The sequence below is a fragment of the Thermomonas sp. genome (assembly GCF_025993755.1).
GTDB lineage: Bacteria > Pseudomonadota > Gammaproteobacteria > Xanthomonadales > Xanthomonadaceae > Thermomonas.
Genome location: NZ_JAMQHN010000068.1, coordinates 1 through 6,842, shown reverse-complemented (window position 1 = coordinate 6,842; position 6,842 = coordinate 1). Strand labels below are relative to the sequence as shown.

Here is a 6,842-nt window from a genome sequence, read left to right as displayed (position 1 = left end):
TGGAGGACACCTGTACGCAGAGTGCGCCCTGCCAGTCGGTTGTGAGTCCGATGCAGGCTTCGACGCGTCCTTCGTTGTCATTATTGCGGAAGACCGTGCCGGGCACGTCGCCTTCGAACTCGGTGTGGTCGTAGCCGGTGTGGCCGACGGCGAAACGCAGGCCGTTGCCTTCGCCCCAGAGATCGCGCAGCGCGCCCTTCAGTTGATAGCGCTGCTGCTGCATCTGCAAATGGACGCCGCGTTCACCGGCCGCCGGATCGCCGGGTTCGCCGGGGTTGCCGTAGGCGTCCTCGAAGCGTGAGGCGGACAGCCCCACGAAGCCCCAGTCGCCCAGCAGCGAGCCGCCGATGGCACCCGAGCGGGTGTCGATGAAGGAGTTGAGCTGGCGCCCCTGCGGGGTGTCGTAATCGGAAGCGTGGCGATGGACGGCGTCGGCGTGCAGCGCGAAACGGTCGCTGCCGCCGTCGATCCGCGCCATGCTGGTGTTGCCGCCCTGGTCGCCGGCGAAGAAGCGGGTTTCCGCGCGACCGCCGAAACCGCCGTCGATGGCGTATTCGGGAATGCGCCCATCGACCACGTTGACCGCGCCGCCGATGGCGCCGTTGCCGAACATCAGAATGGACGGGCCTTTCAGCACTTCGATCTGGTCGGCGAGGAAGGGCTCGACGGCGGGCGCGTGATCCTGGCTGACGGTGGAGACGTCCTGGCTGGACAGCCCGTCGCTGAGCACTGCCACGCGCGGGCCGTCCATGCCGCGGATGATCGGACGGCCGACGCCGGGGCCGAAGTTCGAGCTTTGCACGCCGGGGACGCTGGACACGGTTTCGCCGAGGCTGGCGGCGCGGTTCTCGTCCAGCCGTTCGCCTGACAGCACCTCGGTCGGGCTGCCCAGGGTCGCGGCGGTGTCGCGCAGGGCGCTGCCAGTCACCACCACGCCGGAGAGCTCGGTGGCATGGTGGTCGTCGGTTCCCGTTGCATGGCGGGTGTCGCTGGTGGGCGACTGCCGGACAGCTTCCGCGGGCGTCTGCTGGGCGTGGGCGGAAGCTGCGAAGGCGAAGGCGATGGCTGCGGCCAATGCGGCGCGCCGAAGGGGGGATGAGTCGTGTTTGTGCATCAATCCGGCTTGCTTCAAATGTGAAAACGTTATAACATAACAAACGTAAAAGGCGACCCTGCCTGAAGTCACGCTGTCGATGAATGATCGTGTACCCGCCGCGTTCGATCGGATCGGCGCAACCGGATCCCTGATCTGCGCGATCCATTGCGCGCTGCTGCCGCTGCTGATCGCCGCTCTGCCTTCGCTGGGCCTGGCGGTGTGGTTGGGCGACGGCTTCGAGGCCGCGTTCGTGGCCTTCGCCAGCCTGTTCGGGCTGGCGGTGCTGGTGTGGGGCTACCGTCGCCACCGCGCCGTGCGCGCGCTGGGGCTGCTGCTGCCGGGGCTGGCGGCGCTGTGGCTGGCGATCCTGTATGCGCCTTTGCATCATTCGGTGCTGCCGCATGCGCTGGTGATGACCTTCGGCGGCGTTCTGGTGGGACTGGCGCACTGGCAGAATCTGCGCCTGAACCACGGCCATGTGCACGGTGCGTCCTGCGCCAGTGGGCGGTGTGGTGGTGCGAGGCGCGATTCAACGCACGAAACCGCGTGATAGAATGTCCGTCCTCGCGCACGCCGCGATCCACTTCCCGAACGAACCGATCCAGGAGCAAGACCGATGGGCAAGGGCGATACCAAGACCGCCAAGGGCAAGCGCTTCAACGCCAGCTATGGCAACGCGCGGCCGAAGACCCCTGTGAAGAAGGCCGCCGGCAGCGCGGCGGCGCCCGCGGTGAAGAAGACGGCGACCAAGACGGCCGCGAAAAAGGCGGTGAAGAAGACCGCGGCCTGAGCCGAGGTTTCTTCGCGTCGACCAGAAAGCCCCGCAGATGCGGGGCTTTCGCGTTTCCGGGCCGGGGAAATGGAAAGGCTTCTGGACGCGGATGAACGCGGAAAGAGCGGATCAAATTTCTCCTGAAAAATCCGCGTTTGTCCGCGTCAATCCGCGTCAAAAATTCCGGGTGTTTGTCTCGCCGTAGGCAGCAAGCAGGCCGTGAGTCTCAGGCAATGCGTCGACCGGCGGCATACGCGGCGCGCAGGAATCGACCACCCAGCCAGTAGCACAGTTCGGCGGGATGGCCCAGATCCCATGTCGCCAAGTCGGCGCGCAGACCCGCGCGCAGCGTGCCGCGGTCGGACAGGCCCAGCGCTTTGGCCGCGTGGACGGTTGCGCCGCGCAGGGACTCCTCCGGCGTCAGCCTGAAGTGGGTGCAGGCCAGTTGCATCGCCTGCCGCAGCGACAGCAGCGGTGAGGTGCCGGGATTGCAGTCGGTGGCCACCGCCATCGGCACGCCGTGCTGGCGCAGCAGATCCACGGGCGGCATTTTCGTTTCACGCAGGACGTGGAACGCGCCCGGCAGCAGCACCGCGACCGTGCCGTGACGCGCCATCGCCTGCACGCTGCCTTCGTTGCTGTATTCGATGTGGTCGGCGGACAGGCCGTCGAATTCGGCGGCCAGCATGGCTCCGCCCAGATCGCTGAGCTGGTCGGCGTGCAGCTTCACCGGGATGCCAAGCTCGCGTGCCGCCGCGAATATCCGCCGCGTCTGCGCCGGGGTGAATCCGATGCCTTCGCAGAAGGCGTCCACCGCGTCGACCAGTCCTTCGGCGTGCAGGATCGCCAACCAGTCGATGGCTGCTTCGACATAGTCGTCGGCACGGCCCTGGTACTCCGGTGGTAGAGCGTGCAGGCCGAGGAAGCTGGTGCGCACGCCGATGCCAAGCGCCGCTTCGATCCGTCGCGCCACCTGCAGCATCTTGCGTTCGGATTCGAGTTCAAGCCCGTAGCCGGTCTTGATTTCCAGCGTGCAGGCGCCGTCGCCCAGCAGCGCCTGCGCGCGCGGAAGGGATTCATTAAACAGGGCCTCTTCGCTGCAGGCGCGCAACGCGCGCACGCTGGAGAGAATCCCGCCGCCGGCGCGGGCAATGTCGGCGTAGCTGGCGCCGTTCAGCCGCATGTCGAATTCGCGTGCGCGATTGTCGGCGAAGACCAGATGGGTGTGGCAGTCGATCAGCCCGGGCGTCATCAAGGCGCCGCCCAGGTCGTCTTCCTGTGCGGCGGTCGCCCCCTCGGGCAGCTGCGCCATCGGACCGACCCATGCGATCTTTCCATCCTTGCAGGCCAGCGCACCGTCCTCGATCAGGCCGAACGGCGCCGCCCCGTCCAGCGTGGCCAGAGTGGCGTGGGTCAGCAGCAGGTCCCATTGCGGGGATTCGGACATGGGGTTTCCGTGGCGGCGGGCGTCCGTCCGATTATGAACACCCGCGCTGAAGTCGGCCAGAACGCGAAGGCGCGACGAGGTTCCATAATGGCGCGCAAGGAACCCTGCAATGGAGCGGTCATGAGCGAGATGGAAGGTTGGGGCGGGCGGGTCGATCTGCCCGAAGACGCCTCGACCCGGCGCTGGCACCAGTGGGTTCGGCCGGTGACGGAAGGTGCTGCGCCGGGCGTCGCATTGCTGGGCTTCGCCTGCGACGAAGGCGTGCGCCGCAATCACGGACGGGTGGGCGCGGCGCAAGGCCCGGCGGCGTTGCGCAAGATGCTGTCGAACCTGCCGACGTTGGACGACACGTCGCTTTACGACGCGGGGACGGTGGCCTGCACCGATGGCGATCTGGAAGGCGCGCAGCTGCGATATGCCGAGCGCATGGCGGCGCTGCTGGATGCCGGACATTTCGCGGTCGGGTTGGGCGGCGGGCACGAGATCGCCTTTGCCAGCTGGCAGGGTCTGGCGCGGCATCTGGGCGGGCGTCGGCCGAAGGTGGCGATCGTCAACATCGACGCCCATTTCGACCTGCGGCGCCAGGAACAGGGCAGCAGCGGCACGCCGTTCCTGCAGTCGATCGAACATGCAGGTGTGTTGGGGATCGACCTGCAGTACCACGTCTATGGCATCAGCGCCGCAGCCAATACCCGCGTGCTGTTCGACACCGCTGATGCGCTCGGCGTGCATTACGTGATGGACGATCAGCTTGGCCTTCTGGAATTGCCGCAGCGGCTGGTCGAACTGCGCGAACGGCTGGCCGGGGTTGACGTGATCTACCAGACCATCGACATCGACGGCCTGCCGCATGCGATGGCGCCGGGCGTCAGCGCACCGGCCGCGCGCGGGGTGCCGATGGAGGTGGTTGAGCCGCTGCTGGATGCGGTTGCGTCAACCGGCAAGCTGCGCCTGATGGACGTGGCCGAATTCTCGCCACCCTACGACCGCGACAACGTCACGGCACGGGTTGCGGCGCGGCTGATCCACCGCGTCAGCCACGCGGCGATGCGCGCATTGCGCGCAAGGCGTGCTCCCACAATTGCAGACGCAATCTTCCCGTAGGAGCGGCCCTTGGCCGCGACCATCGTGCGCGTGGCGCACTACCCAAGCGACTGCCAAACGTCAGCAGCGTTAGGCCGTTGCGAACAATCCCGACTCAACTTCCGGCAGTGCGCCCTCCAGCCGCAGCAGAAATTCCTTGATCGCAAGCCCACCGCCATAGCCGGTGAGGCTGCCGTCGGCGCCGATCACGCGGTGGCAGGGCACGATGATCGACAGCGGGTTGCGGCCGTTGGCCAGTCCGACGGCACGCGAGGCTTTGGGATTGCCTACGCGTCGCGCCAACTCCGCGTAACTGATGGTCTGCCCGTAGGGAATCGTTTGGAGGGCTTTCCAGACGCGCAGCTGGAAATCGGTGCCGTGGGGCGACAGCGGAAGGTCGAACGTATGGCGCTTGCCGGAGAAGTACTGGTCGAGCTGCTTCTCCGTGGCATCGAGCACGGGACTGTTGCCGCCCTGCCATGCGCCTCGGTCGGCCGGATGGCTGCTCTGGCGAAACTCGATGTTGCACAGGCCGCGTTCGTCGGAAGCGATCAGCAGTGGCCCGATCGGGCTTTCGATGCGGCGGAACAGGATCATGGGGGGCTCCTCATCCATTCGCGCGCATGACGCGCCTTCACAGACCCGATCATCCTAAACCAGAGGCGTTGGCGCGTCGGGCGCTTTCTTCACAGGCCCGGGTGCGGTTGTTCAAGGCCGTCCTGCAGCGCCGGCAGCAGCGGTGTGATGTCGCCGTCGTTGGACAGGGGTGCCAGGCCCAGCAGGCGCATCAGCAGGGGATAGACGTCCACGTTGTCGAACGGCTGCAGCGTGACGCCGTGGCGGAACGCCGGACCATTGGCGATGAAGGTCGCGCGCATGGCAGGTTCCTCGATCGCATATCCATGTGCGCCGCCGCCGTGAAGGGCGCGTCCGGGGTTGCTTTTCAGCAACATCCAGCCTGGATCGGCCTGACACAGGATTGCGGGAATGCGTGCGTGGGTGCCGTAATGCCACTGAGCGGGCAGGTCCTGCTTGCGCCAGCAGGTGGCGTGCGGATGGCGACCCAGCAATGCGGCCTCGACTGCGGCTTTCTGTTCCGGACGCGGGTTGATGCCGGCCAGCGCGCCGGTGGTGACGATGTCGATGGCGTCCAGCCCGATGCCATGCGGCTGCAGGTAGTCGATGAGATATTCGAACCCGGTGATGTTGGCCATGCCGTGGTCCGACACCACGATCAGGTTGATCCTGTCCTGCATTCCGCGCTGTCGCAGCCCGTCGAGCAGATGTCCGAGCGCCGCATCCACTTCGGCGCGCGCCGAACGGCTTTCCGCCGAATCCGGGCCGGTTTCGTGCCCCGCATGATCGACGTTCTCGAAGTACAGAGTGATGAATTGCGGGCGGGTGCGGGCCGGTCGATCCAGCCATGCAAGCACCTGATCCACCCGTGACTTGGCACTGAGGTGCTCGTCGTACACGCGCCAGTCCATCGGGTGTTCGCCCTGGATTGCGGCTTCCGACCCCGGCCAGAACATGGTGGCGGCGCGACCGCCGCGGTGTTGCAGCGTGATCCACACCGGTTCGCCGCCGGACCACCAGCGCGGGTCTTGCACCGCCTCGCGTGAGGACAGGCTGAACGCACCCAGTTCCGGATCGTACATGGAGTTGTTGATCATGCCGTGGTGGTCGGGGCGCAGGCCGGTCACCAGCGTGTAATGGTTGGGAAAGGTCTTGCTGGGATAGGAGGGCGTCATCCACGCCGCCCGCACTCCCTGCTCGCCCAGGGTGTTGAGAACCGGCATCTGACTGGCATCGACATCGCCGGGGCGCAGGGCGTCGATCGACACCAGCAACAGCGGCGGTCGGGTGGCGGAAGGCGGCCGGGTGGCGCAGCCGGCGACCAGTGCAAGGGCCAGCAGCAGGCTGGCGCGGATCAAAGCGAACATCGGCCGATGGTATTCGATTCCGCCAACGTTCGGCATGGCCCAAAGGTTGCCTTGAGCGCTGGCGGGCCACGCAGGGGGAGTCGCGATGGGACGCTATCGGCGTGGGTGCGATAATCCCTAGGTCGCGTCCATCGCAGGGAAACGTCATGTCCACCCGTATTGATTCCACCCGCGTCATCCATCCGCCCAAGGGCCCTGAACTGAGCTGCAAGAACTGGCAGATCGAGGCGGCCTACCGGATGATCCAGCACAACCTCGATCCGGAGGTGGCGGAGAATCCGGCCGAGCTGGTGGTGTACGGTGGCATCGGCCGCGCCGCGCGCAACTGGGAGTGCTTCGACGCGATCCTGAAGGCGCTGCGCGAGCTGAATCCGGACGAGACCCTGCTGGTGCAGTCGGGCAAGCCGGTGGGCGTGTTCAAGACCCACACCGACGCCCCGCGCGTGCTGATCGCCAATTCCAACCTGGTGCCGCACTGGGCGACGTGGGAGCACTTCCACG

At 66.7% G+C, this 6,842-nt stretch carries 7 protein-coding genes and 1 pseudogene; 4 read left to right on the top strand and 4 right to left on the bottom strand.

Features of this window, described 5'->3' with window-relative positions:
- A partial coding sequence (locus Q0X16_RS04880; protein ID WP_297831317.1) for a TonB-dependent receptor plug domain-containing protein occupies window positions 1-1,114 on the bottom strand: 1,114 nt, incomplete at its 3' end.
- 79 nt (window positions 1,115-1,193) lie between these two features.
- Here Q0X16_RS04880 and Q0X16_RS04875 point away from each other — a divergent pair.
- Together Q0X16_RS04875 and Q0X16_RS04870 are read left to right on the top strand one after the other, a co-directional pair.
- Window positions 1,194-1,646 (top strand): MerC domain-containing protein, encoded by a 453-nt coding sequence (locus Q0X16_RS04875; RefSeq protein WP_297831314.1) that lies wholly within the window; start codon window positions 1,194-1,196, stop codon window positions 1,644-1,646.
- Between the two features lie 66 nt (window positions 1,647-1,712).
- A complete protein-coding gene (locus tag Q0X16_RS04870) occupies window positions 1,713-1,886 on the top strand; it encodes a 30S ribosomal protein THX (protein ID WP_297831311.1) in 174 nt (57 codons plus the stop codon).
- A 208-nt stretch (window positions 1,887-2,094) separates the two neighbouring features.
- On the opposite strand, the gene hutI is transcribed toward Q0X16_RS04870, so the two are convergent.
- Window positions 2,095-3,315, bottom strand: coding sequence for an imidazolonepropionase (gene hutI, locus Q0X16_RS04865; RefSeq protein ID WP_297831309.1), 1,221 nt, complete (start codon window positions 3,313-3,315; stop codon window positions 2,095-2,097).
- A 120-nt stretch (window positions 3,316-3,435) separates the two neighbouring features.
- Between hutI and hutG the strand changes: the two genes are divergently transcribed.
- On the top strand, window positions 3,436-4,419 hold the full coding sequence (hutG, locus tag Q0X16_RS04860; RefSeq protein ID WP_297831305.1) for a formimidoylglutamase: 984 nt from the start codon (window positions 3,436-3,438) through the stop codon (window positions 4,417-4,419).
- A gap of 69 nt (window positions 4,420-4,488) precedes the next feature.
- Here hutG and Q0X16_RS04855 read toward each other — a convergent pair whose 3' ends face one another.
- On the bottom strand, window positions 4,489-4,995 hold the full coding sequence (locus tag Q0X16_RS04855) for a methylated-DNA--[protein]-cysteine S-methyltransferase (protein WP_297831303.1): 507 nt from the start codon (window positions 4,993-4,995) through the stop codon (window positions 4,489-4,491).
- An 89-nt stretch (window positions 4,996-5,084) separates the two neighbouring features.
- Window positions 5,085-6,341, bottom strand: coding sequence for an ectonucleotide pyrophosphatase/phosphodiesterase (locus tag Q0X16_RS04850; protein WP_297831300.1), 1,257 nt, complete (start codon window positions 6,339-6,341; stop codon window positions 5,085-5,087).
- Between the two features lie 146 nt (window positions 6,342-6,487).
- Between Q0X16_RS04850 and Q0X16_RS04845 the strand changes: the two are divergent.
- A pseudogene (locus Q0X16_RS04845) lies at window positions 6,488-6,842 on the top strand (urocanate hydratase); the annotation flags it as partial.